The 21734-nt window shown below is 68.7% G+C and carries 24 protein-coding genes and 1 tRNA gene; 9 read left to right on the plus strand and 16 right to left on the minus strand.

Annotated features, from left to right (window positions below):
- Positions 1-15: 15 nt before the first annotated feature.
- Positions 16-798 carry a MarR family transcriptional regulator gene (locus tag EFA46_RS07800; protein WP_123076966.1) on the minus strand — a complete coding sequence of 261 codons (783 nt, stop codon included), beginning with the start codon at positions 796-798 and terminating at the stop codon, positions 16-18.
- Between the two features lie 89 nt (positions 799-887).
- On the opposite strand from EFA46_RS07800, the gene EFA46_RS07805 reads away from it, so the two are divergent.
- From EFA46_RS07805 to EFA46_RS07820, 4 genes are read left to right on the plus strand one after another with little or no spacing between them, the layout of a single operon-like run.
- The gene (locus tag EFA46_RS07805) at positions 888-2081 is read left to right on the plus strand and encodes a pyridoxal-phosphate dependent enzyme (RefSeq protein WP_123076964.1); all 1194 of its coding nucleotides are present in this window, start codon (positions 888-890) and stop codon (positions 2079-2081) included.
- A gap of 45 nt (positions 2082-2126) precedes the next feature.
- Positions 2127-2813, plus strand: coding sequence for a metal-dependent transcriptional regulator (locus EFA46_RS07810; RefSeq protein ID WP_123076962.1), 687 nt, complete (start codon positions 2127-2129; stop codon positions 2811-2813).
- Entirely contained in the window at positions 2814-3569 is a 756-nt protein-coding gene (locus tag EFA46_RS07815; RefSeq protein ID WP_123076960.1) for a TMEM165/GDT1 family protein, read from the plus strand.
- 49 nt (positions 3570-3618) lie between these two features.
- Entirely contained in the window at positions 3619-4248 is a 630-nt protein-coding gene (locus EFA46_RS07820; RefSeq protein ID WP_123076958.1) for a LysE family translocator, read from the plus strand.
- Positions 4249-4251: 3 nt separating this feature from the next.
- Here the strand turns inward: EFA46_RS07820 and EFA46_RS07825 are convergent, their stop codons facing one another.
- The 3 genes from EFA46_RS07825 to EFA46_RS16210 all read right to left on the minus strand — a co-directional run bounded on the left by EFA46_RS07825 (position 4252) and on the right by EFA46_RS16210 (position 5579).
- Positions 4252-4923 carry an HD domain-containing protein gene (locus EFA46_RS07825; protein ID WP_123076956.1) on the minus strand — a complete coding sequence of 224 codons (672 nt, stop codon included), beginning with the start codon at positions 4921-4923 and terminating at the stop codon, positions 4252-4254.
- A 100-nt stretch (positions 4924-5023) separates the two neighbouring features.
- Positions 5024-5350, minus strand: a complete 327-nt coding sequence (locus EFA46_RS07830; RefSeq protein WP_123076954.1) for a hypothetical protein — start codon at positions 5348-5350, stop codon at positions 5024-5026.
- 100 nt (positions 5351-5450) lie between these two features.
- Complete coding sequence (locus EFA46_RS16210; RefSeq protein ID WP_255494048.1) at positions 5451-5579, minus strand: hypothetical protein; 129 nt, start codon at positions 5577-5579, stop codon at positions 5451-5453.
- Between the two features lie 88 nt (positions 5580-5667).
- On the opposite strand from EFA46_RS16210, the gene EFA46_RS07835 reads away from it, so the two are divergent.
- Positions 5668-5961, plus strand: a complete 294-nt coding sequence (locus tag EFA46_RS07835; protein ID WP_123076952.1) for a NifU family protein — start codon at positions 5668-5670, stop codon at positions 5959-5961.
- A 30-nt stretch (positions 5962-5991) separates the two neighbouring features.
- On the opposite strand, the gene EFA46_RS07840 is transcribed toward EFA46_RS07835, so the two are convergent.
- The 8 genes from EFA46_RS07840 to EFA46_RS07875 form a co-directional block, all read right to left on the minus strand.
- Positions 5992-6094 (minus strand) — tRNA-Gln (locus EFA46_RS07840).
- 209 nt (positions 6095-6303) lie between these two features.
- Entirely contained in the window at positions 6304-6756 is a 453-nt protein-coding gene (locus EFA46_RS07845; protein ID WP_123076950.1) for a metal-dependent transcriptional regulator, read from the minus strand.
- Between the two features lie 28 nt (positions 6757-6784).
- Positions 6785-7276: a ferritin-like domain-containing protein gene (locus EFA46_RS07850; RefSeq protein ID WP_123076948.1), complete on the minus strand. Its 492-nt coding sequence runs from the start codon at positions 7274-7276 to the stop codon at positions 6785-6787.
- 229 nt (positions 7277-7505) lie between these two features.
- A complete protein-coding gene (gene sufD, locus EFA46_RS07855) occupies positions 7506-8732 on the minus strand; it encodes a Fe-S cluster assembly protein SufD (protein WP_123076946.1) in 1227 nt (408 codons plus the stop codon).
- Position 8733: 1 nt separating this feature from the next.
- Complete coding sequence (gene sufB, locus EFA46_RS07860) at positions 8734-10161, minus strand: Fe-S cluster assembly protein SufB (protein ID WP_370529245.1); 1428 nt, start codon at positions 10159-10161, stop codon at positions 8734-8736.
- A gap of 9 nt (positions 10162-10170) precedes the next feature.
- Positions 10171-11079: an ABC transporter ATP-binding protein gene (locus EFA46_RS07865; protein WP_123076942.1), complete on the minus strand. Its 909-nt coding sequence runs from the start codon at positions 11077-11079 to the stop codon at positions 10171-10173.
- Between the two features lie 108 nt (positions 11080-11187).
- Positions 11188-11757, minus strand: a complete 570-nt coding sequence (locus EFA46_RS07870; protein WP_123076940.1) for a DJ-1/PfpI family protein — start codon at positions 11755-11757, stop codon at positions 11188-11190.
- 52 nt (positions 11758-11809) lie between these two features.
- Entirely contained in the window at positions 11810-14527 is a 2718-nt protein-coding gene (locus EFA46_RS07875) for a DNA-directed DNA polymerase (protein WP_123076938.1), read from the minus strand.
- A 171-nt stretch (positions 14528-14698) separates the two neighbouring features.
- On the opposite strand from EFA46_RS07875, the gene EFA46_RS07880 reads away from it, so the two are divergent.
- The 3 genes from EFA46_RS07880 to EFA46_RS07890 are packed head-to-tail and all read left to right on the plus strand — an operon-like array spanning position 14699 to position 15705.
- Positions 14699-14884 carry a hypothetical protein gene (locus EFA46_RS07880; RefSeq protein WP_123077409.1) on the plus strand — a complete coding sequence of 62 codons (186 nt, stop codon included), beginning with the start codon at positions 14699-14701 and terminating at the stop codon, positions 14882-14884.
- Positions 14885-14924: 40 nt separating this feature from the next.
- A complete protein-coding gene (locus EFA46_RS07885; RefSeq protein WP_123076936.1) occupies positions 14925-15242 on the plus strand; it encodes a hypothetical protein in 318 nt (105 codons plus the stop codon).
- Between the two features lie 40 nt (positions 15243-15282).
- Positions 15283-15705: a hypothetical protein gene (locus tag EFA46_RS07890; RefSeq protein WP_123076934.1), complete on the plus strand. Its 423-nt coding sequence runs from the start codon at positions 15283-15285 to the stop codon at positions 15703-15705.
- Here EFA46_RS07890 and rad50 read toward each other — a convergent pair.
- From rad50 to EFA46_RS07905, 3 genes are all read right to left on the minus strand, one after another.
- Complete coding sequence (rad50, locus tag EFA46_RS07895) at positions 15702-18386, minus strand: DNA double-strand break repair ATPase Rad50 (RefSeq protein ID WP_123076932.1); 2685 nt, start codon at positions 18384-18386, stop codon at positions 15702-15704. The two genes, EFA46_RS07890 and rad50, sit on opposite strands and share 4 nt — an antisense overlap.
- Positions 18383-19675 carry a DNA double-strand break repair protein Mre11 gene (gene mre11 / locus EFA46_RS07900; protein ID WP_123076930.1) on the minus strand — a complete coding sequence of 431 codons (1293 nt, stop codon included), beginning with the start codon at positions 19673-19675 and terminating at the stop codon, positions 18383-18385. Before mre11 ends, rad50 begins: the two co-directional genes overlap by 4 nt.
- A gap of 65 nt (positions 19676-19740) precedes the next feature.
- The gene (locus tag EFA46_RS07905; protein ID WP_123076928.1) at positions 19741-19995 is read right to left on the minus strand and encodes a helix-turn-helix domain-containing protein; all 255 of its coding nucleotides are present in this window, start codon (positions 19993-19995) and stop codon (positions 19741-19743) included.
- A 136-nt stretch (positions 19996-20131) separates the two neighbouring features.
- Here EFA46_RS07905 and EFA46_RS07910 point away from each other — a divergent pair, with 136 nt between their 5' ends.
- Entirely contained in the window at positions 20132-21340 is a 1209-nt protein-coding gene (locus tag EFA46_RS07910) for a proteasome-activating nucleotidase (RefSeq protein ID WP_123076926.1), read from the plus strand.
- A 168-nt stretch (positions 21341-21508) separates the two neighbouring features.
- On the opposite strand, the gene EFA46_RS07915 is transcribed toward EFA46_RS07910, so the two are convergent.
- Positions 21509-21709, minus strand: a complete 201-nt coding sequence (locus EFA46_RS07915) for a DUF5800 family protein (protein WP_123076924.1) — start codon at positions 21707-21709, stop codon at positions 21509-21511.
- Between the last annotated feature and the right edge of the window lie 25 nt (positions 21710-21734).

Genomic DNA, 21734 nt, shown 5'->3' on the forward strand with positions numbered 1-21734 from the left:
GCTTTCCGTGTTGTCCTAGGAGAGGTCCGCGACCTCGTAGCGGGCGTCCGCGTCACGGAGGGGGTCGGTGACGCGGCCGACGGCGTCGGCGGTGGCGACGACGACGACGTCAAGGCCGCGCCCGGCGGCGGCGGCGGCGACTTCGCCGACGGCGAACGTGACGGCGGGCGGGTGCTCGGCGCGCCGGAGGGCGACGACGGCCTCGATGCCGGTCGCGAGCACGAGGTCGGCGTCGGCGACGGCGTCCGCGAGCGCGTCGAGGTCGACGGCACCGCTGCCACCGGTGCGAACGGGCGGGACCTGATAGACGGTGACGGCGCCGGGTTCGAGGTCGATGATGCCCTCGAAGCCGGTGACGCCGACGTCCTCGCCGGCGGCGGCGTCCGTGGTGGCGACGCCGGACGCTGGGCCCTCGCCGTCCGGGTCGGCGTGCAGGAGCCCCTCGCGCATCGTGAGCGTGACGCTGTCGCCGGCTTCGACGTCGTCGACGGCGATTGCGGCGTCCTCGTGGACGCTCCCGAGGACGTCCTCGGTGACGCGGTCGGCGTAGCGCCGGACGTCGTCGGCGGTACGCAGGAGCCAGTCGACGCCCTCCTTGGTGACTCGGTAGCGCGAGCGGCCCTCCTTCTCGACGAGGCCGTCGTCGACGAGGTCGCGGATGTACTCGCTGACCGCCTGCGTCGTGACGCCGACGGCGTCGGCGATCTCCCCCTGACTGACCGCGGGCTGGCGGTCCGCGATCTCGACGAGCACGCGGAACCGCGTCGCGGTCCGTTTGTCCGCGAGGACGTCCGTCATACGCTGGCAGTCGGCCCTGAGGGGCAAAGAGCCACCGGTGTAGTGGGAGAAGGGCAGGGCTTAACGCCCGCCTCGCGCAACGTCGAGACATGGAGACGAACCCGGCGCTCGCTGGCGTGACGTGTACGGACTGCGACGAGTCGTTCGACGCGGCGGCGGCCACGGGCCGCTGTCCCGACTGCGGGGGCATCCTCGACGTCGAGTACGACCTCGACGCGCTCGACGTCTCGCGCGAGACGTTCGAGAACCGCGCCGAGCGCTCGCAGTGGCGCTATCGCGAACTCCTGCCGTTCGCGCGCGAGGCGGCGGTCACGACGAACGAGGGCGGGACGCCGCTCGTTCCGGTGCCGGAACTCGCCGACGAGTTCGGCGTCGAGGCGGTGTACGTGAAGGACGAGGGCCGCAACCCGACGGGGACGGTCGACGACCGCGCGCAGTCGGTGGCGGCGACGGCGGCGCGGGAGGCGGGCGCGACGGACGTGGCGCTGGCGTCGACGGGCGACGACGGCCAGTCGGCGGCGGCGTACGCGGCGCGCGCGGGCCTCGAGAGCCACACGTTCGTGCCGACGCGCGCGAGCTTCACGAACAAGGCGATGGTGAACGTCCACGGCGGGGACATGTCGGTCGTGGAGGGGCGTATCGGCGACGCGGACGCGGCGTTCGCGGACGCGGTCGCGGAGCACGACGACTGGCACCCGGTGCAGGTGTTCTCGACGCCGTTCGCGCACGAGGGCCTGAAGACGGCGTACTTCGAGGTCGCCGAGGCGCTCGACTGGTCGGCGCCCGACCACGTCATCCATCCGACGGGGCGCGGCGCGGGCCTCCACGCGACCGCCACGGCCGCACGCGAGTTCGCCGACCTCGGCCTCGTCGATGACGTGCCGGCGATTCACGCGGCGCAGGCGGAGGGCTGTGCGCCGGTCGTGCGCGCGTTCGAGGAGGGGCGCGACCGCCACGAGCCGTGGGAGGCCCCGGACACCATCTGCGGGCGCATCGAGATTCCCGACCCGACGGGCAGTCCGCTCGCTCTGGCGGCCGTCCGCGAGACGGGGGGCGACGCGGTGGCGGCGCCGGACCCCGAGATCCTGGAGGGCGCGACGTCACTCGCGGAATCCGCCGGCCTCGAACTCGGCGCGTCGAGCGGCGCGTCGGTCGCGGCGGCGTACGCGCTCGCCGAGCGCGACGCCTTCGCGTCGGACGACGTGCTCGTGCTCGTGAACGCGGGTGCGGGGAGCAAGGACGACGACATCCTCCGCTCCCACCTGATGGGCAAGGGCATCTGAACGGGCGGCAAAACTAAGTTTTAGACCAGTCTAATTCACGGTAGGATGCTGAGCGACGTCATGGAAGACTACCTGAAGGCAATCTACGTCCTCGAGCGCGAGGACGGCGCACCCGTTCGGACATCCGCGCTCGCGGAGTACTTGGGCGTAACGCCGCCGACGGTGACGAGCATGATCGAGAAACTCGAAGAGCGCGGCCTCCTCGACCGCGAGAAGTACAAGGGCGTCGAGCTCACCGAGGAGGGCGAGACAGTCGCGCTCGAAGTGCTGCGCCACCACCGCCTCATCGAGTCCTACCTCGCCGAGCACCTCGACTACGAGTGGAGCGAGGTCCACGAGGAGGCGGACGCCCTCGAACACCACATCAGCGAGGAGTTCGAGCGTCGCGTCGCCGCCGCGCTCGGCGACCCCCGCGTCGACCCGCACGGCGACCCCATCCCCACGGAGGACCTCTCTCCGCTCGCGGACGACGACACCGTCGCGCTCGCGTCCGTCTCCGAGGGCGACACCGTCGTCGTCGCGCGCGTCAGCGACCGGGACGACGACCACCTCGACTACCTCGCGGCGCGCGGCGTCGAACCCGGCGCACGCCTCGACGTCGTCGATATCGCGCCCATCGACCTCATCACGGTGCGCGTCGACGACCGCGACGTCCACCTCCCGACGAGCATCGCGTCCGCCATCCGCGTGCGCGCCCCCGATGACGCCGAGGCGGACGAGGTGCCCGCCTAAATGTACGCGCTCCCACTCGCCGCCGGAAACGGCCTCGACGCCGTCATCCAGCGCTACGCCGGCTACGGGCCCTTCCTCGCGGCCTTCCTCGCGAACTTCCTCGCGACCTTCGGCGACAAGGGCCAGCTCGTCGTCATCACGCTCGCGAGCCGGTACGACGCCAAACGCGTCTTCGCCGGTGCGATGGCGGCGTTCGCTGGGTGGAGCGCGCTCGAAGTTGTCTTCGGCGCGTGGCTGACGGGCGTCCTGCCGCAGGGCGCCATCGGCACCGTGACCGGCGTGCTCTTCCTCGCGTTCGGCCTCTGGACGGCGTACACCGTCTACGGTCGCTATCGGCGCGGCGGCGTCCCCGGCGCGTCCGCGGACGGCGGGACGGTCGCGATGCTCCCGGACCGCGTCGCGCGCTACACGCGCGGCTACGGCCCGGTCGCCACCGCGTTCTGCTTCATCGTCCTCGCCGAAGTCGGCGACAAGACCCAGTTGCTCACCATCAACCTCGCCGCGACGTTCCCCGACGCACCGGTCCCGGTCTTCCTCGGCGTCATCGCGGCGCTCGGCATCCGCACCGGAGTCGACGCCTTCCTCGGTGAGCGCGTCGAACGCCTCCTCCCGACCGCGTACATCGAGGTGGCGGCCGCCGTCGTCTTCGTCGCGTTCGGCGTCGTCGAACTCGGCGTCGTCGGCGAGAACGCCCTCTTCGGCGCACTCGCGCTCGCGCTCGCCATCGTCGGCTACGGCTCCGTCCGCCACCGGTAGACGACACGCGAACGCAGGCGTTTTCGCAATCTGGTGCCTACACACGGGTATGGCGCTTCTCTCTCTGCTCGCTGGCGTGGCGCTCGGCCTCTCGCTCGCCGCGCCACCCGGTCCGATGAACGCCCTCATCGCGAACGAGACGGTCGTTCGCGGGTGGAAAGCCGGCTTCCGCGCGGGCCTCGGCGCGATGGCGGCGGACGCCGTGTTCTTCGGCCTCGCGTACGGCGGCGTCGTCGCGTTCCTCCAGCACGCGCCCACGCTCCAAGCGGCGATGAAGGTCGCGGGCGGGGTGCTCCTCTGCTACTTCGCGTACGGTGCCGCGCGGAGCGCGCGCGCCGGCGCCGAACGCACCGATTCCGGGGCGGGCTTCCGGAAGACGTTCCTCGCCGCGCTCACGAACCCGATGCAGGTCGTCTGGTGGCTGACGGCGGGCGTCGCGCTGCTCGACCCCGGCACCGTCGAGGCGTTCGGCTACGCGCTCACCGTGTCGAACGGCGCGCTCACCATCGTCGGCTTCTTCGGCGGCATCCTCCTCTGGATCACGGGCTTCCCGGCGACGCTCCGAGCGGCGGGCGAGAAGGTGGCGTCGCTCGAACGCGTCGTCGGCTACGCGAGCGCCGTCGTGCTCGTCGCCTTCGGTGTGCTGTTCGTCGCGGGATCGCTCCCGGTGCTCCTGTAGCGCTCAGTCCATCCCCGGGACTTCGCCCTCGAGCCACTCGCGGAACCAGCGCACGCGCTTGAGGCGCTGGTGGGCGATGGACTCGGCGGTGTCGCTGTGCACGCGCGACTCGGCGTCGCGGCCCCGCTCGAGGACGCGCTCGACCATCTCGGCGGCGTCCATGTGGGTGCGCGCCTCGTAGCCCATCCGCAGGAGCATGAGCGCGGTGCCGTTCGCGCCGACCTTATCGAGCATGTCCGCCTCGACGAGACAGCGACTCTCCAAGTCGAGATCCGCGAGGTCGTCCGTGTGGGAGTGGCGCTCGACCGCGCGACAGACCCGGTCGACGAACGACGCGGGATACTCGCCGTGCGTCTCGAGGTACTGGCGCGCGACGCGCGCGCCCTCCTTTGCGTGGACCTCCTGGTCGGCGTCGAGTTTCGCGATGTCGTGGAAGAGCGCGGCGACGCGCACGACGTCGACGTCCGCCCCCTCCTTCTCGGCGATGTCGGCGGCGAGTTCGCGGACGTTGACGATGTGGTTGAAGCGGTACTCGGCGGAGTGCCACGGATACCAGCGCATCCGGCCGCCGTCGTCCTCGTTCTCGACGCTGGCGGCGAGGTAGTCGTAGACGAAGTCCTCCATCGCCGCGAGGTCGTCCTCGGAGACGCGGGATTCCTTTATCTCGACACCCATGCCGTCACCTCCGGCGGGGGTTCGTGTCGCGTTGTCATTGTTGTCTCAATAGAGGCCGGTTTCGCTCTTTAGCCTTTTGCAGGCGACGACCCCGGGAAAATCAGGCGTCGAGGTCGGCGCGTTCGCCGGGCTTGCGGGCGTCTTCGACGGCTTCCTCGCAGGTGAGCATCGCCTCGGTCCGGTCGTCGCCCTCGACGTCGACGTGCTCGACGACGCGCCAGCCGTCGGTTTCGTGGACGACGCCCTTCACCCAGTCGCCGGCGGCGAGCACGAGCGCTTCGGTGACCTCGACGGCCTCGGAGTCCTCGGTGCGGACGGCTTCCTCGCGCTCGACGGGGACGACGAGGTCGAAGGCGTCGGCGTCGTTGAGCGCGGCGACTTCGGTGGTCGTGAGCGGGCGACTCGGGAGCGACGAGAGCGTGGACATGACTCCTCGAACGGGCCGCGCGAAGAAAAGGCCATCAATCGAGCGGTGCAGTCACGCGCGCCGTCTCGCGGTGCGCGCCGCGAAACGGGGCGTGCGTTCGCTACTCCAGCGAGAGCTCGGGCGGCTCGCCGTTCCAGCCGTAGGAGAGGACGACGAACCCGACGGCGAGGAGGCCGACGAGCACGAACCCGGTTCGCGCCAGCTTCCAGAGTGTACGCAGTGCGCTCATATCCGCATGCCACAGCGACGAGGCACATAAGTCTGCCCGCTCCGAACCCGGCGATACGGCTATGCCTCCCGGGCACCGAGGGAGACGCATGAGCACCGAGCACGAAGCCGACATCGGCGCTGACGCCGAAGCCGCCCTCCGCGAGCGCGTCGAGACGTTCCTCGCGCGCAACTTCCCCCAGATATCGATGCACGGCGGGACCGCCGGCGTCGAGGCCGTCGACGCCGATGCCGGCGAGCTCTGGCTCGCCCTCGGCGGCGCGTGCTCGGGGTGCGGCATCTCCCCGATGACCGTCCAAGCCATCCAGGCCCGCCTCCCGCAGGAGATACCCGAACTCGACACCGTCCACGTGGACGAGGGTGGCACCGGCATGCACTTCTAGAGCGGTCGCAGAAATGTGAGAAAACCTATATAGTCCCGGGCGGATTCGAACCGCCGTCAACGGCTCTCTCCCGTGTCGGCCGGAACCGAACACGTCCAAAGGCCGCTATGATTGGCCACTACACCACGGGACTGCACTCACTTGGTTCGCTCGCCCCGTGTACCTCGCAGTTCCGATGGAACTGCCCACCACCACGGGGCTTCACTTCGATACTGTGGCCGAGTGCTACTAAGGGGTTACTCTTCGCGTCGCGCGGACGTGGGCGTCTCCTCGTCGGGAGCCCGGTGGAGAAGGGAGTACCGAGAGTCGCGCGTCGTGCACGCCGCGCACGCAGACGCCGCGTCAGTCGCCGGCTTCCGTGCCGGCGTCCGCCTCGCCGAGCTCCTCGACGAGGTGCGAGCAGGCGTCCGCGTCGGCGTCGAAGCAGTTCGGACAGTCGGGTTCGCGCTCGATGATCATGTCGAGGCGGTCCGCGACCGTCTCGTCGATGACCGCCTCGAGCTGGCCGGCTTCCGCCCGGTACTCCTCGACGTCGAGGACGTTCGCGAGGAAGCGCTCGAGGACGCAGTAAGTCGCGAGCGCGTCGCGAGCGCGTGCCTCGCCGTCGTCCGTCAGCGTCGCGCCCTTGTACTTCTCGTGCTCGAGGAGGCCGCGGTCCGCGAGCTTCCCGACCATCTCGTTCGCGGACGCGGGGCTGACGCCGAGTCTGTCCGCGAGCGCGCCCGTCGACGCCGGCCCGTCCTCGAGGCGCTGGACGAGGAAGACGGCCTTCAGGTACTGGTCGGCGGTGTTCACGATGCGGCCTCCGTGGTTGTGTGAGCGTTCATGCGCGGGACTCCATCAGTGCAGCGACCGCTTCGACGCCCTCGGCCTCCGCCGCGCGGATCTCCCGGAGCGTCGAGAGCAGTAGTTCGCGTTCGATACCGAACGTCGCGTCGCTCGCCTCGACGGCCTCGATGAGGTCGTCGTAGAACTTGTACGCGGTCTCCTCGCCGTTCAGCTGGTCGTAGAGAACGCCGTCGAAGTCCTCCGGGTCCGTCCGCCCGTAGTGCTCGCGCACGAGGTCCGTGACGTCCACCGTGGCGTCCTCGTCGCAGTCGAGGCGTTCGACGAGGTCCTCGAGGCGCTCGCGGTGCTCCGCGGACTCCTCCCGAGCCTCCTCGAGGAGCGCCTCGATGCGGGTGTCGCGTTCCGCGTCCGGCAGGCGCTGGTAGTGCTCGTACGCACGCGCCTCCACCACCTCCTCCAGCACGATCCCGATCTGGAGGAGTCGGGCGAGCTGGCCGTCCGAGCCGACGCGCGGCGCGACGCTCACGGTGCTCCCTCTCCGTGCGTTCCCAATCGCATATCCGGTACTTGGGCCGCGAGTACGTAAGGCTTTAACCTTCCGCCGGCGGCGTCGCGCCCGATACGACGGAGTGCGCATCAGCCAACTCACTGCTCGAGCGGGCGTTGCCACTCCGGGCGAGGAGTGTTGAAAATCGAGAGACGGTAGAACGGGGAGATGAGAGAACGGAAACCGGGAGAGCGGCGCGGCGTCGCGCTTACTCGCGGAGGAGTTCCGCGATGCGCTCCTCCAGGTCCTCGCGGAGCTCGTCGACCTCGACCTCCTCGAGGACGGGGACGAAGAAGCCCTCGACGAGCATGTTCTTCGCGGTCTGCTCGGGGATGGCGCGCCCCTCCATGTAGAAGAGGTCCTCCTCGTCGATCTGGCCGACCGTCGCGGAGTGGCTCGCCTCGGTGTCGTGGTTGTTGATGATGAGCTTCGGCGAAGCGTCGGCCTCGGACTCGTCACTGAGCATCAGCGTGTTCTCGCGCTGGTAGCTCGAGGTGTCCCACGCGTCGCGACCGACGTCCTGCACGCCCTCGTAGACGCTGCGTGCCTCGTCGTCGATGACGCCGCGCGTCACGAGGTCCGCCGTCGTGTGCTCGGCGCGGTGCCAGACCTTCGAGTCGAGGTCGAAGTGCTGGTCCTCGTGGCCGAAGAACGCGCCGACGATCTTCGTCTCCGAGGACTCGCCCTCGAGCAGGGTGGAGACCCCGGTCTTCGTGAGGCGGGAGCCGAGGTTGCCCTCGATCCAGTTCAGCGTCGAGTACGTGTCGGTGACGCCGCGCTTCAGCGTGTAGTTGTACGTGGACTGGTCGAAGTCCTGGAGCGAGCCGTACTGGACGTAGGCGTTCTCGCCGGCGGCGACTTCGACGATGCCGGAGTAGTAACGCTCCTCGGCGGCGGCGTCCGCTCCGGTGTCCTGGCGCTCGAGGATGGTGACGGAGGCGTTCTGGTCGGTGACGACGAGCGTGTAGTTGAACAGGGACGTCCCGTTCATCGTCGTCCGGATCTTCACGTCCTCGGCGTCGACGTTCGAGGGGACGTAGATGACCGTCCCGGTCGTGAAGAGCGCGGTGGAGAGCGCCGTGAGGCGGTTCTCCTCGGGGTCGACGACGCTCCCGAAGTGCTCCTTGACGAGCGCTTCGAGGTCCGCGTCGTTCAGCGCCTCGTGGAACGGCACCACGGTCGCCTGGTCGTCCGCGACCCAGTCCTTCTCCTCGGTCTGGTCGAACGGCTTGACGAGCGCCTCGAAGTCGAGGTCCGCGAGGTTCGTCCACGTCCGGCCCGGCGTCTGGATGACGTCCGGGTAGTCGAGGTCGGAGAGGGCCTCGAGGGCGTCGAGGCGCTTCGCGCGGAGCCACTCCGGCTCGTTGCGCTCCTCGGCGATCCGCTCGACCGTCTCCACGTCGATGCCGGCGTGGAACTGTTTCGCTCCGCTCATGTTACCCGAGGCTCCCCTCCATCTCGAGCTCGATGAGGCGGTTGAGCTCGACGGCGTACTCGATTGGCAGTTCTTCCGTGATCGGCTCGATGAAGCCGGCGACGATCATCTGCTTCGCGTCGTCGTCGTCGAGCCCACGGCTCTGGAGGTAGAAGACGTCCTCGTCGCCGATCTTCCCGACCGTCGCCTCGTGGGCGACGTCGACTTTGGACTCGTTGATCTCCATGTACGGCATGGTGTCGCTGGTCGACTCGTTGTCGAACATCAGCGCGTCACACTCGACGGACGTCGAGGAGTCCTCGGCGCCGTCCGCGATGTGGACGAGGCCACGGTAGTTCGTGCGGCCGCCGTCCTTGCTGATGGACTTGGACTCGATGGTGGACTTCGTGTCGGGCGCGTTGTGGTAGACCTTCGCGCCGGTGTCGATGTCCTGGCCCTCGCCCGCGAAGGCGATGGTGATGTGGTTGTCCGTCGCGCCACGACCCTTGAGGATGGTACACGGGTAGAGCATCGTGGCCTTCGAGCCCATACTGCCCGAGACCCACTCCATCGTGCCGTTCTCCTCGACGATGGCGCGCTTCGTGTTGAGGTTGAACGTGTTCTTCGACCAGTTCTGCACGGTCGAGTACTGCACGTGGGCGTCCTCCTTCACGAAGACCTCGACGCCACCACTGTGGAGGTTGTGCGTGCCGTACTTCGGCGCGCTACAGCCCTCGATGTAGTGGACCTCGGAGCCCTCTTCGGCGATGATGAGCGTGTGCTCGAACTGACCCATCCCCTCCGAGTTCATCCGGAAGTAGGCCTGCACGGGCATGTTCACCGTGACGTCCTCGGGGATGTAGACGAACGAGCCGCCGCTCCAGACCGCGCCGTGGAGCGCCGCGAACTTGTTGTCGCTGGCGGGGACGCACTTCGTCATGAAGTGCTCCTTGACGAGTTCCTCGTGCTCCTGGACGGCCTCGTCCATGTTGCAGAAGACCACGCCCTTCTCCTCCCAGCGCTCCTGCATGTTCTGGTAGACGACCTCGGACTCGTACTGCGCGCCGACGCCGCTGAGCGCCTCGCGCTCGGCCTCCGGGATACCGAGCTTCTCGAAGGTGTCCTGAATCTCGTCCGGGAGGTCCTCCCAGTTCTCCGCGCCGCCGCGCGTCTCGACGTCGGGGCGGATGTACGGGACGATCTCCTCGACGTCGAGCTCGGAGAGGTCGGGCTGGCCCGGCCAATCCGTCGGCATCGGCATCTTCTTGTACTGCTTGAGCGCGCGGAGGCGGCGTTCGAGCATCCAGTCGGGTTCGTCCTTGTCCTCGGAGATGAGTCGGATGGTCTCCTCGGTCAGTCCCTTCTCGGACTGGAAGGCCGAATGCTGCTCCTTCTTGAACTCGAAGCGCGCCTCGGTGTCGGTCTCTTGTAGGTTCTCTTCTGAACTCATGATTGTATCTTAAGCCGCGTTGTAGACCTGCTCGCGCACCCAGTCGTACCCCTTGTCCTCGAGCTTCTCGGCGAGTTCCGGACCGCCCTCCATGGCGATTTCGCCGTCGAGCATGATGTGGACGGTGTCGGGTTCGACGTAGTCGAGGATGCGCTGGTAGTGCGTGATCTGCAGGACGCCGGTGCCCTGCTCGTCGCGGAGGGCGTTGATGCCGTTCGCGACGTCCTGGAGGCGGTCGATGTCGAGACCGCTGTCGATCTCGTCGAGCACCGCGATGGTGGGCTCGAGCAGGGCCGCCTGCAGGACCTCGTTCTGTTTCTTCTCACCGCCGGAGAAGCCGGCGTTGAGGTAGCGGTGGGCGAACTTCTCGTCCATGTCGAGGAGCTCCATCGTCTCCTTGAGCTTCTGCTGGAACTCCGCGACGCCGATTTCGCCCTCGTCGGCGGGCCCCTCCATCGGGGAGGTCTCGTAGCCCGCGTCCTCCTCTTCGTCCTCCTCCTCGCCCTCGCCGAAGAGCAGTTCCTCGCGCTCCTCGACCTTCGCGTTCAGCGCGGTGCGGAGGAAGTTCGTCATCGTGACGCCCTCGATCTCTGCGGGATACTGGAAGGCGAGGAAGACGCCGAGCGCGGCGCGCTCGTTCGGTTCGAGTTCGAGGAGGTTCCACGTGCGGGCGTCCTCGGGGATCTCCTCGACGTCGTTGAAGTCGCCCTCCTCGAGGTGGAGGAGGATTTCGCCCTCCGTGACCTCGTAGGCCGGGTGGCCGGCGATGACCTTCGACGTGGTGGACTTCCCGCTCCCGTTCGGCCCCATCAGGGCGTGGATCTCGCCGGAGGAGACCTCTAGGTCGACGCCGTGAAGGATCTGTTCGTCCCCCTCGGCGACTTCCGCGTGGACGTTCTTGAGTTCGATCGTAGCCATTGGTTATGTCGTTCTAAACAACGCCCGCGCGCGGGATTAAGGTTACGCATTCTGCCCCCTCGAGTTCGCAGAGCGAAAAAACGTTTTTCGGTTCTGGAAACCTCCGCCTCAGTCGCGCGGTTCGTCGTCGTCGAGCAGGTCGAGGTACTGCGCGATCCACTCCGGGTGGTCCGGCCACGCCTGCCCCGTCACGAGGTTGCCGTCCGTCGTCACCTCGTCCACCCACGAGCAGCCGGCGGCCTCGCACTCCGGGCGGACCGCCGGGTAGCTCGTCATCTCGTAGCCCTCGAGGACGCCCGCGGCCGCGAGGATCTGCGGGCCGTGACAGAGCGCCGCCACCGGCTTCTCCGTCTCGAAGAAGTGCCGGACGGTGTCGAGGACGATGTCGTGCGTCCGCAGGTACTCGGGGGCGCGCCCGCCCGGCACGACGAGGCCGTCGTAGTCGGCGGGGTCGACGTCGCTCATCGTCGCGTTCAACTGAAAGTCGTGGCCGCGCTCCTCGAGGTAGGTCTGGTCGCCCCGGAAGTCGTGAATCGCCGTCTTCACGACGTCCCCGGCCGACTTCTCGGGGCAGACGGCGTCGACCTCGTGGCCGACCGCCTGAAGCGCCTGAAACGGCACCATGATCTCGTAGTCCTCGCCGAAGTCGCCGACGACCATCAGGAGTTTCTTTCCCATGAGTGTCACCCACACGACTGTAGGCGCCGCGCCGGCTTAGTCGTTCGCCCGCCTACATGTAGGAGCCGAGGCCGGTCTGGGTCTGTCCCGACTCGACCTCGTCCCACGTGACGCCGAGCGCTTCCGTGATGCGCTCGATGGGCCCCTTCAGCGTCTTCTCCAGCATCGTCTCCCAGTCCACCTCGAAGGCGGCCGGTATCTGGTCGGCGTACTCGTAGCAGATGACGTCCGGGTCGCGCTTGAACTCGATGTAGAGCGGGTCGTCCTGCAGCTCCGGGCGGTCGGCCTCGAGCTCGCGGAAGAACTCCGGATGCACCTTCTTCAGGTAGAGGCGCTTTGGCTTCGACCCGCGCTGGAAGTTCGTGCCGAGGAGGAGGTTCGCGTACTTCGCGCCCCGGACCTGCGCGGTGTCCGTGTCGTAGTTGTCGAGGCGCTTCCCGATCCCCCCCGGGATCCCGACGTCGTCGAGGTCGACGTCGCCGTCGCGGAACTCCTCGATGACGCCGTGGACGTGCTCCTTCACGGCGTCCGCTTTCTCCCCGTGGACGATCATGTCGATGACCTCCTTCTGGACGTCCTTGGTGATGGGCGCGATGTCGCTTCGCTTGTACTCGAAGCCCGTGATGTCGATGTCGTCGACGTGCTTGCCCTCCTTCCAGACGATGTGGCCGGCGTAGCGCTTCTTCTTGCCCGCTTGGAAGAACCGTCTATATAGCTTCTCGAACTCGATCTCGAAGAAGTGCTCCTCGGCGTCGAGTTCCTCGCGCGCGAACTCGTCGTAGCGGCCGTTGATGTACTCCTCTATCTCGAAGGACTGCTCGATGGCGTCCTCGGTCTCGACGTCGCCGCCGAGTTCGAGCATGACGGAGTCCGTGTCCCCGTAGGCGATCTCGTAGTCGAGTTCGCCCGCCGCGTCGGCGGTGAACTCGATGACGTCGCGGCCCGTCGCGGTGACGGCGGCGCCCATCTCCTTGTCGTAGAGGCGGAAGCGCTCCCAGCCCAGCACGCCGTAGAGCGAGTTCATGATGACCTTCACGGCGGCCTGCTGGCGGTCGTAGCGCTCGTACTCGTTCGTCCCGGGGTCGTGCTCGTTGCGGAGCCCCTTCTTCTCCTCGCGCTCTGAGAGCGTCTCGTCGATGATCTCGCGGATGATGCCGTCCGGCTCCTCCCGGAAGTGCGTCCCGTTGGGCGCGCGGAAGGTGTCGCCCGCGTACTCGTCGGGGTCGACCTTCGTCTCAGGAGAGGCGTTGATGGTCATCATCGACATCGGGTAGAGGCTCTTCAGGTCGAGCACCGTCACGTTCTCCTTCACGCCCGTGATCGGGTCGAAGACGGCGCCGCCCTCGTAGTCCTCGGACTCCTGGCGGCCCTTCGAGGGGAGCGCGAAGCGCCCGTGGGCCTTGTGGAGGACGTAGACGTCCACCGCGTCGCCCGGCGTCGTCGCGTCCTCGAGCTTGCAGCCGACGAACGTCGAGACCTCCTCCCAGAAGGAGACGACGTCCTGTTTGCTGTCGATCTCGACGCAGAGCTCGACGTCCCTGACGTTGTACTCCAGGAGGCGCTCGGGGTCGTCCTCCCAGAGGTCGCCGATGTCGCCCGCGTAGCGCTCCTTCCCGACGCCGAGTTCCGTCTCGGCGACGGCGTCGAGCCGGTAGGAGTCGAGTTCGGAGAACTGGGTGCGCTGGTAGGCGTAGAGGAGGTCGAAGACCACTCGGCCCTTGATGTTCGGGCCCTGCCAGTCCGAGCGCCACACTTCGTTCACGCGCGAGAGGCGGTGGTAGGAGAGGTCGTGGTCGGTGCCCGCGTCGAGTTCCTCGAGGCGGTCGATGAAGTAGGGCGCGTCGAAGTCCGAGAAGTTCCACCCGGTGAGGACGTCGGGGTCGGTCTCCGTGATGTAGGCGAGGAAGGCCTCGAGCATCGCCTCCTCCGTCTCGAAGACCCGGACGTCGACGGTGGCGCCGGCCTCGGCGTCGAGGAGGTCGTAGTCGGCGAGGTCGTCGGGCGCGGGCGCGTCGCCCTCGTTCGCCGTCTGGAGCCACGCGACGTACTCGTCGCGGTAGCTGTCGTGGCTGGTGAGGCAGACGATGGGTTCCTCGCCCTCCTCGGGGAAGCCGTTGCGGTCGTCGACCTCGATGTCGAAGGTGTTCACGCGGAGGTCGGCGGACGCCTCGACGGCCTCGACCTCGTCGTGGCGGACGACGAGGGCGCCGTCGCTCTCGGCGCGGCGGGCGGGCACGCGGACCCCGCTGTTGACGTCCTTGTCGATGAGGAAGCGGTTCGGGAAGAGGATGTCCGCCTCGTAGTGGTCGTACTCGTCGCGGATGTTCCCGACGTCGCGCGGGGTGCGACCGAATATCTTCGTGAGGTCGTCGCCGCGAATCGACTCGTAGCCCTCCTCGTGGCCGGTGATGACGTCCTTCGCGAGGTTGTCCTCGGTGAGGGAGTCGGTGGGCGCGTAGAAGTACGGGCGGAAGCCGTGGACGCGGACGTGCTCGACCGTGTTCTCGCTCGTCCGGCCGAAGACGTGGATCACGGGGCGCTCGCGGTCGCCGGAGCCCTCGACGGTGTAGTCGACCTGCGTCACCATCAGCTCGAGCGTGGCGTCGACGTCGGGGAGCGCGCCTGATTCGGCGTCGAACACCTCGCTGACGACGGGGTCGTCGTCGCCGGCGACGTATCGCGCCTCCTCTTCGGGGCGGGCGGCGGCGTCGCCGTCTGCGTCGCCGCCGTCGCCGCCGGCCGAGAAGTCCGTGAGGCTGGCGTTCGTCATTACCGTCTCGTAGCGTCTACGGTCCTAAAAGCCCGCGCCTTCGCCGTCGACGCGCGCCGCCGTCACGCCCACCCCGCCGAGAAATCGGCAGACGGCGCCGCGTCTTGCGGGAGTCATTCGGGGAAAGGTATATAACATGGTAACACATAGCATAGGGCAGAGGTGAAAGACGTGTCCGACAATGCCACGCAGGACGACGAGCGCGGGAATCACGTTCCCCAGCTCCCCGAAGGCGACGACCCCAGAGAAGGCATCGAGACGTACGAGACCGGTGATGGGGTCGTGCTCTACGACTCGGAGAACCCCCTCGCGTGGCTGAAGGCGACGCACGCGGTCCCCCTCGGTGATCAGCGCTAACTAGCAACGCTCTTAACGCGCCCCGCTCCTTCTTTCGCCCGTGAAGAACCCGCTGACGCCCGCCAGCGAGGCGGCCGACGACGAGCAGGACGAGGAGGAGTCGAACGTCGACCTCAGCGACCCGCTCCAGCGCCAGTTCGTCTACCTCGTCGTCGTCTTCAACGTCGCCGTCCTCGCCGCCGCCGTCGGCCTCATGCTCCTCTACTTCCGCGGCCAACTCCTCCTCGGGGGCGGCGTCGCGCTCTTCGGGTTCGCCGGACTCGCCTACGGCCTCTACACCTATCGCGGCGTCAAGCGCGAAATCGACGCCGGCGTCCACGACGCCCCCGAGGAGACGGACGCGGACGAGTCCGCGTGAGGCGACACGCCTAACCCGACGCCGACCCACCGTTCGAGCGATGCGGACCGTTCGCGACGCCGACGGCCACACCTACCTGCTCGTGAAAGAGTCCACGGAGAGCAGTCTCGTCCGCGACCCCGAGACCGGCGCGGAGACCCATCTCCCGAACGACGAACTCGAATCAGCGGGCGGTACCGACCCGCTCGAGGCCGCCGCGCGCGCCGTCCCCGAGCCGACGCGGCGCGTCCTCACCGTCGCGCGGACCGAGCGCGCGCTCGGCCTCCTCTGCGAACTCCGCGAACGCGGCCCCCTCCCCGTGCGCACCGTCCTCGCCGAGTATGACCTCTGCGAGAGCGACGTCCACGGCCTCTTCACGGAGTTCCGCGCCGCCGGTCTCGTCGCCGAGGCCGACGTGTACGGCGAGCGCGGCTACGAGCTCACCGACGCCGGCGCGGCCGGCGTCGACGCGCTCCGCGACTAGTCGAGAGTCGCCGCGCTCTCCGCCTCGATCCCCTCGGTGACGTGCGAGCGATTCGACGTCGCGTCCTTCTCGACGTGCAGGAGGTCGTCCGCCGCGCCGACGAGCTCGTCGTCGTGGCTCACCACGAGGATCTGCTCGACGCCGAGTTCGCGCATCGACTCCACGAGGTCGACGAGCCGGGAGACGTGCCCGGCGTCGAGGAAGACCGTGGGTTCGTCGAGGATGAGCGGCGGGAGCGGCGCCGACCCCTCGATGCCCTCCGCGAGCAAGCGGTAGACCGCACAGCGTAGCGAGAGGTTGAACAGCGCGCGCTCGCCCCCTGAGAGCTGGTCGGGTTCGAGCGTCTCGCCGTCCTTCTGGTAGACCGTGAGCTCGTAGTCGCCGTCGAGTTCGAGGCGCGCGTAGGAGTCGTTGCCGTAGACGAGGTCGAACGTCTCGTTCAGCAGACGCTCGAGTTTCTCGACGTTCCGCTGGCGGAGCTCGCTCCGGAGGGTGCCGTACATCGTCTCCAGCTCCTCGGACTCGTCGACGAGAGATTCGAGGGCGTCGACGCGCTCCTGTGCGGCGTCGCGCTCCTCGCGAAGTTCTTCGAGGTCCGCGATCTCCTTCTTCAGGACGGTGATCCGGTCGCGCACGTCGTCGCGTCGCTCGCCTAGCTCGTCGAGTTTCTCGGTGACCTGCTCGAGGTAGTCGGCGGCGCGCTCGCGCTCCGAGCGCGCGTCCGAGAGGCGCTCCTCGTCGAACTCCGCCTCGAGTTCGCGCTTGCGCTCGCGCTTCTCCGCGAGGCGCTCCCGGCGCTCGTCGTTCACCTCCGCGAGGTTCTCGCGGCGCTCGCGGGCGCCCTCGAGGTCGTTCGTCGCGCTCTCGCGGTCCGCGAGCGCGTCCGCGAGGTCGTCCAGCGTCGCCACGCGCGACTTCAGCTCCGCGAGGCGGCCGTTCAGCGTGCCGAGTCGCTCGCGCGCCTCGTCGGCGCGCTCCTCGGCGTCCGCCGCGGCCTCCCGTGCGTCCTCGGCGCGCTCTTCGAGGTCGGCGGCCTCCTCGCGCTTCGCGTCGGCGTCCGCGCGCGCCGACTCCACGGCGTCCGCGTGGCCGTCGCGGAGCTCCGCGACGTCGCGCTTCCGGGACGCGAGGCGCTCGATTTCGCTCTCCGCGTCCACGAGCGCGTCCGCGCGCTCGAGGCGCTCCTCGACCTCGGCTTTCTCCTCGCGGACGGCCTCCAGATCCGCCTCGAGCGACTCGACCTCGGCGCGGCGCTCCTCGAGCGCGTCCACGTGCGGGGAGCCCTCGACGGGTTGGCCGCACTCCGGGCACTTCCCGGCCTCGCGGAGGGCTTCGGCCTCCTCGACGGCCGAGCGCGCGGCCTGCAGGTCGCCGCGTATCTCGGACTCGCGCTCGCGAACGGCCTCGAGGTCCTCGCGGAGCGATTCGCGGTAGTCCGCCGCGTCGCCGACGTCGACGGGTGCGTCCGCGAACGCCTCGCGCTTCGCCTCGATGGCGTCCTCGACTTCCGCGATGCGCTCGTCGGCCTCGGCGACCTTCTCGGCGGCCTCGCGCGCCTCGCCGTCGAGCTCGGCCGCGCGTTCGCGCGCTTCCTCGGCGCGCTCGGCGAGGTCGGCGGCGCGCTCGCGCTCCGTCTCCGCCTCGCTCGCGTGCGACTGGATGGTCGTCCGGCAGTCGCCGTGCGCCTCCTGCACGTCGTCGCGCTCGGCGGCGACCGTGCTGCGGCGCTCGCGGACCGTCTCGACGGCCACCGCGTCCGGGTCGGCGTCGAGGTCGGTTTCGGCGAGCAGGTCGGCGACGCGTTCGTCCAGCGCCTCGACGCGCTCGCGGGCGTCCGTGACGGTCTCGCCGAGCGCCTCGCGCTCGCGCTCCGTCTCCGCGATGGCCTCCTTCAGCTCGTCGACCGCCTCGTCGAGGTCCGCGAGCTGCGCGCGCTTCTCGGCGTACTGCTCGACGACGCGCTCGGCCTCCTCCTTCGTCTGCTGGGCCTGCTCGCGGTTCGCCTCGAAGTCCGCGATGTCGTCCTCGATCTCCGCGAGCTCCGTCTCGCGCTCGTTCAACTCGGCGTGCAGGTCGCGCTCCTCGTACTCCGCGACTCGCTCGTCGAGGTCCGCGAGGCGCTCGCGCTGGCGGTCGCGGACCGACTGCACGCCCCGGCGGGCCTGCTCGGCGCGCTGGCGGTAGTCCTCGAGCTTGCCGAGCTGGAGGAGGTCGTCGATCATGTCCTGGCGCTCCTGCGGGCTGGCGTTGATGAGCTTGTTCACCTCGCCCTGCCGGACGTACGCGCAGTTGACGAAGGCGTCCGCGTCCATCCGCAGGAGGTCGACGACGTAGTCGCGGACGTCGCGCGCGCCCTCGATGGTGTCGGTCGGCGTCTCGAGCGTGCAGTCGGCGGTCGTCGCGCGCTCGCCGGTGTCCCGAACGCGCCGGTGGAGGTGGAAGGACGCACCGGCGTGCGTGAACCAGAGGTCGACCTCGGCCTCCTCGGCGCCGATGGTGACGATCTCGTCGAGGGTGCGGTCGAGCGGCGTCGCACCGTAGAGCGCGAAGAAACACGCCTCGAGGAGCGAGGACTTCCCGCTCCCGTTCAGGCCGTGGATGACGGTGACGCCCGCGTCGAGCGAGGCGTCCGCGTCGGCGTAGCACTTGAAGTTCGAGAGGCGAACGCGGTCGATCCTCACAGGTAGTCCTCCACGGTGGTGGTCGTCGGTTCGTCCTCGGGCGCGTCGGCCGCGCCCTCGGCCTCGCGGTCGTCCGTAGGCTCGGTCCCGGATTCGCCGTCGCGGCCGTCGTCGGCCGCCTCGAAGGCCGCGAGGTCGCCCGCGTCGACGAGGTTACGGACGCGCTCGGCGACGGCGTCCCGGACGTTCGAGTCCGCGACGTCGCCCTGCCGGACGGTGTCGTCGATGCCGCGCGCGGCCTCGCTCAACCCGAGGTCGCGGACGCGCTCGCGGACGGCCTCGTCGGGGTCGGCGAACGACACCTCGTAGTCGGCTTCGACGGACACCTCGCGGCGGTCGTTCACGCGCGTGACGAGCGCGCCCTGCTCGTCGCCGAAGCGCTCGACGTCCGCCGGCGTCACCTCGCCCCCGTCGCCCTCGATGGTGACGATGACGACGGCGTCCTCGAGGGACTCCTCGCGGAGTCGCTGCCGGACGCGCTCGCCGTCTTCGCCTTCGGCGAGCTCGAGGTCGACGAAGACGAACTCGCGGGTGTCGATGCCGCGCCGCCGGACGTGGACGCCCGCGCCCGTCTCGCCGGTATCGCCCTTCTCGGCGGTCGACGCCGCCTCGCTGTGCTCGGTGTCGTCCGCGAACTCGACGACGTTGTAGCCGCGCGGGTCGCGTTCGCTCGCGCTCGCGCGCTCGGTGGACCCGCAGTAGGTCGCCCACGTGCCGTCCAACCGGACGGTGTCGGCGGTGTGGTCGTCGCCGAGGAGGGCGGCGTCGAACTCGACGGTCGACTCCGCGAGGACCTCCTCCAAGTCCCAGTCGCCGTGGGGGAACGGCGCGAAGAGGCCGTGCGAGACGAGCGCGGCGTGCGCGGCGTCGCGCGGGGCGAACTCGTAGTCGAGGTCGTCGCGCTTGGACTTCGGGACGTGGTCCATGCCATAGAACACGGTGTCGCCGACGCGCCGCCCCTCGCTGTCGAGGCGTTCGGCGAGGCCGAGCGTCTCGAAGAGGTCGAGCCACTGGGCGTGGCGGGTGCCCTCGTGGTTGCCGACGACGGCGAGGAAGGGGATGTCGGCCTCGGCGAGGGGTCGGAGGACGTCGATGGTCCCCATGAGGTCCTCGAGGCCGGGCGTGCGGTCGTGGTAGAGGTCTCCGGCGTGGACGACGGCGTCGACGTCGTCCGCGATGGCGTCCTCGACGACCTGCCGGAAGGCGTCGAGGAAGTCCTGCCGGCGGACGGGGGAGTGGTACTGGCGGTACCCGAGATGGGTGTCCCCCGTGTGGATGACCTTCGTCATGTACCGGAGTTGGCCGCTCGGTCATAAGTATGCAGCGCCGACCGGCGGCCGTCTCGCGGCGCGCGTCAGGCGTCGAGGGAGAGCGTGTAGAGGCGCTTGCGGGCGTCGGTGAAGGAGAACCGGGACTCGACGACGTCCTCCTCTTCGAGGCGGTTCAGCGCGTAGCGGACGGTGCGCGGCGGCAGCAGCGTCTCCTCGGCGAGCTCGCTCTGCGTGAGCGTGTCGTTGTACTCCAGCACCTTCGCCACCAGCTTCGCGCTCGGCGGGAGGTCCCGAACCCGCTCGAGCGTCTCCTCGTCCGCGGCCTGTATCGCGCTCATTACTGGAGACGATGCGATACTCTAAGATAATATTTGTGCTTCTTCCGTATTACTGTGAGGCATTCACCCGTCGGGTCGTCATGAAGAACGTGGACCACCCGAAGCCTCTTAAGAATCTGCGCCCTAGCGAGTAGCGATGACTGACACCGTCGACGACGTCGAGCTCCCGTACGAGGAGGGGGCGCCTCAGCAGGAGAAGATCGAGGCACTCCGGGAGCGCCTCGACGTCCTCGAGGAGCAGAACGAGGAGATGCGGGACAAGCTCCTCGACGCGAACGCCGAGAACAACAAGTACCAGCAGAAGCTCGAGCGACTCACCCACGAGAACAAGAAGCTCAAGCAGTCCCCGCTGTTCGTCGCCACGGTCCAGGAGCTCAACGACCGGGGCGCCATCATCAAACAGCACGGGAACAACCAGGAGGCGCTCACCGAGGTCACCGAGGAGCTCCGCGAGGACCTCGAGCCCGGCGCGCGCGTCGCCGTCAACAACTCGCTCTCCATCGTCAAGCGCCTCTCCGACGAGGCGGACGTCCGCGCGCAGGTCATGCAGGTCGAGGAGTCCCCCGACGTCGGCTACGAGGACATCGGCGGCCTCGAGGAGCAGCTTCGGGAAGTCCGGGAGACCGTCGAGCTCCCGATGGAGGACCCCGAGCTCTTCGACACGGTCGGCATCAACCCGCCGAGCGGCGTGCTCCTGCACGGGCCGCCGGGGACGGGGAAGACGATGATGGCGAAGGCCGTCGCCGCACAGACCGACGCGACGTTCATCAAGATGGCCGGCAGCGAGCTCGTCCACAAGTTCATCGGCGAGGGCGCGAAGCTCGTCCGTGACCTCTTCCAGGTCGCGCGCGACCACGAGCCCGCCGTCGTCTTCATCGACGAGATCGACGCCATCGCCTCCAAGCGCACGGACTCGAAGACGTCGGGCGACGCGGAGGTCCAGCGCACGATGATGCAGCTCCTCTCAGAGATGGACGGCTTCGACGAGCGCGGGGACATCCGCATCATCGCCGCCACCAACCGCTTCGACATGCTCGATCGGGCCATCCTGCGCCCGGGCCGCTTCGACCGCCTCATCGAGGTCCCCAAGCCCGACGAGGTCGGTCGCGCGAAGATCTTCGCCATCCACGCGCGCGACATGAACGTCGCGGACGACGTGGACTTCGACGTCCTCGCCCGCGAGAGCGAGGAGCTCTCCGGCGCGGACGTGAAGGCCGTCACTACGGAGGCCGGCATGTACGCCATCCGCGACGACCGCACCGAAGTCCGGATGTCGGACTTCCGGAGCGCGATGGAGAAGCTCGACCACGACGACGAACCCGACATCTCGCAGACGTTCGCGTAAGCGGGACTCGACGGCCCGCATCTCCGTTTCTCTCCTCTCTCCGCGCCCGCGAGTCCGCCGACCGGGACGGGAGACAATTACTGGTAGCGTGTCACGGCCTCGTGGCCGTCGCGAGCGTCGCGACGGTGTGCGAAAGCGGTTCGCGAGAAGAGTCGGTCGCGCCGGCGCTCAGCGCTCGACGATGTCGCTGATCTGGCGGGCTTCGCCGCTGAGCTGGGGGTCGTCCTCGACCATCCTGAGGACTTCGTGGTCGGTGACGTCGAAGTAGTTCTTCTGCGTGGCGTCCTCGACGAGGTCGCGTTCGAGGCGGAACTCCGTGCCCTCGTAGACGACGTCGACGCCGTCCTCGCTGAAGGAGAGCGTGGTCATACGCCGAGCTATGTCGTCGCCGCGT

This window comes from Halarchaeum sp. CBA1220, assembly GCF_003721175.2.
In the GTDB taxonomy this organism is placed as follows: domain Archaea; phylum Halobacteriota; class Halobacteria; order Halobacteriales; family Halobacteriaceae; genus Halarchaeum; species Halarchaeum grantii.

Bases quoted from the DNA above. Each gene is read 5' to 3' on its own strand.
- EFA46_RS07800 (WP_123076966.1), bottom strand. From the start codon at position 798: ATGACGGACGTCCTCGCGGACAAACGGACCGCGACGCGGTTCCGCGTG.
- EFA46_RS07805 (WP_123076964.1), top strand. From the start codon at position 888: ATGGAGACGAACCCGGCGCTCGCTGGCGTGACGTGTACGGACTGCGAC.
- EFA46_RS07810 (WP_123076962.1), top strand. From the start codon at position 2,127: ATGCTGAGCGACGTCATGGAAGACTACCTGAAGGCAATCTACGTCCTC.
- EFA46_RS07815 (WP_123076960.1), top strand. From the start codon at position 2,814: ATGTACGCGCTCCCACTCGCCGCCGGAAACGGCCTCGACGCCGTCATC.
- EFA46_RS07820 (WP_123076958.1), top strand. From the start codon at position 3,619: ATGGCGCTTCTCTCTCTGCTCGCTGGCGTGGCGCTCGGCCTCTCGCTC.
- EFA46_RS07825 (WP_123076956.1), bottom strand. From the start codon at position 4,923: ATGGGTGTCGAGATAAAGGAATCCCGCGTCTCCGAGGACGACCTCGCG.
- EFA46_RS07830 (WP_123076954.1), bottom strand. From the start codon at position 5,350: ATGTCCACGCTCTCGTCGCTCCCGAGTCGCCCGCTCACGACCACCGAA.
- EFA46_RS16210 (WP_255494048.1), bottom strand. From the start codon at position 5,579: ATGAGCGCACTGCGTACACTCTGGAAGCTGGCGCGAACCGGGTTCGTG.
- EFA46_RS07835 (WP_123076952.1), top strand. From the start codon at position 5,668: ATGAGCACCGAGCACGAAGCCGACATCGGCGCTGACGCCGAAGCCGCC.
- sufD (WP_123076946.1), bottom strand. From the start codon at position 8,732: ATGAGCGGAGCGAAACAGTTCCACGCCGGCATCGACGTGGAGACGGTC.
- sufB (WP_370529245.1), bottom strand. From the start codon at position 10,161: ATGAGTTCAGAAGAGAACCTACAAGAGACCGACACCGAGGCGCGCTTC.
- EFA46_RS07865 (WP_123076942.1), bottom strand. From the start codon at position 11,079: ATGGCTACGATCGAACTCAAGAACGTCCACGCGGAAGTCGCCGAGGGG.
- EFA46_RS07870 (WP_123076940.1), bottom strand. From the start codon at position 11,757: ATGGGAAAGAAACTCCTGATGGTCGTCGGCGACTTCGGCGAGGACTAC.
- EFA46_RS07875 (WP_123076938.1), bottom strand. From the start codon at position 14,527: ATGACGAACGCCAGCCTCACGGACTTCTCGGCCGGCGGCGACGGCGGC.
- EFA46_RS07890 (WP_123076934.1), top strand. From the start codon at position 15,283: ATGCGGACCGTTCGCGACGCCGACGGCCACACCTACCTGCTCGTGAAA.
- mre11 (WP_123076930.1), bottom strand. From the start codon at position 19,675: ATGACGAAGGTCATCCACACGGGGGACACCCATCTCGGGTACCGCCAG.
- EFA46_RS07905 (WP_123076928.1), bottom strand. From the start codon at position 19,995: ATGAGCGCGATACAGGCCGCGGACGAGGAGACGCTCGAGCGGGTTCGG.
- EFA46_RS07910 (WP_123076926.1), top strand. From the start codon at position 20,132: ATGACTGACACCGTCGACGACGTCGAGCTCCCGTACGAGGAGGGGGCG.
- EFA46_RS07915 (WP_123076924.1), bottom strand. From the start codon at position 21,709: ATGACCACGCTCTCCTTCAGCGAGGACGGCGTCGACGTCGTCTACGAG.